Origin of the sequence: Pseudidiomarina sp. WS423 (assembly GCF_050750165.1) — a bacterium.
Taxonomy (GTDB): Bacteria; Pseudomonadota; Gammaproteobacteria; order Enterobacterales; family Alteromonadaceae; genus Pseudidiomarina; species Pseudidiomarina fusca.
The window spans coordinates 1-897 of the sequence record NZ_JBOJLN010000042.1 but is presented as its reverse complement, the minus strand read 5'-3'; the positions used below and the strand labels follow the sequence as shown (position 1 = coordinate 897).

Below are 897 nucleotides of genomic sequence, written 5' to 3'. Positions count from 1 at the left end.
CGTTCCTTTAAGCTATAACGCTTTGCTAATTGGCTGCCGCAGCGTAGCGTAGGCAGTCCAGTGGAGGCCACGCTTTTTGTGGCCGGAACGAAATTAGGCAACTTGTTATAAGCCATTAGAACCACCAAACTCTTGCGTGGATACCCAATGAAAAAACGACATATAACGATGCAAATAAAACCCAAAATAATTTCGGAAAGCCAAGTTTTCTGATGCTTATTCCTGCTGCAATAGCAACACACAGCAAACCAATAAACAAAGTTGGATTCGGGAACGAATCATAGCCATGCCCAGCCTCTAAAGAAGGTACTGCTGGAATCGTTAAAAAAAGCGCACCAAAAATGAGCAACAAAGTGCCTATTTGAAATAGCGATGATTTCACTGTGTTCCCCATGGCTTATAACGCCTGCGCACACGGGCGCGAGTTTACGAGCGTCCCGCCACCGCTTGCGGTGGCGTAGTGCTGCGCCTGGTTATGCTGCTGAAACTCGTGCTTATACTGGTAAATAGCAGCATACATAGAATAAAGCCATCAATATAGGTCATCAGCGAGACAACCAAGAACTCCCAGGGAAGCAGAACTGCAACCCCAAATAGTAAGGTAAGAAAAAGCTGAACAGGAACCAATATTATGAATAGGTATTTTGCCCAAGCTTGAAAGGCGATAAGCCCAGCTGACAATCCAGTGTATATGGCAAGAAAGCCGTAAAACCAAACATTGTTTCCTTCAATAGCTGCGCCAGCCCCGCTCCAATAAAGAGCTTGAAATTCGTCGTCACTGACATCGTAAATTCGGCCTATAAGATCCGGGGCGAACATATATGCCCAGTACAGAACTAAATTCAAGATCACTAGACATCTAAAAATCGCAATCAAACTTACTACTCCTTGTCTGCA

The 897-nt window shown here is 44.7% G+C and carries 2 protein-coding genes; both read right to left on the bottom strand.

All coding sequences use genetic code 11. The annotated features are described in order from the left end of the window. Positions 1-115: 115 nt before the first annotated feature. Entirely contained in the window at positions 116-394 is a 279-nt protein-coding gene (locus ACQ661_RS12665) for a hypothetical protein (RefSeq protein WP_431668584.1), read from the bottom strand. 32 nt (positions 395-426) lie between these two features. Next, positions 427-897 (bottom strand): hypothetical protein (locus ACQ661_RS12660; protein ID WP_431668583.1); only part of this gene is annotated, 471 nt, incomplete at its 5' end.

Excerpts from the sequence above, each read along its gene's own strand:
- ACQ661_RS12665 (WP_431668584.1), bottom strand. The coding sequence starts at position 394 with ATGGGGAACACAGTGAAATCATCGCTATTTCAAATAGGCACTTTGTTG.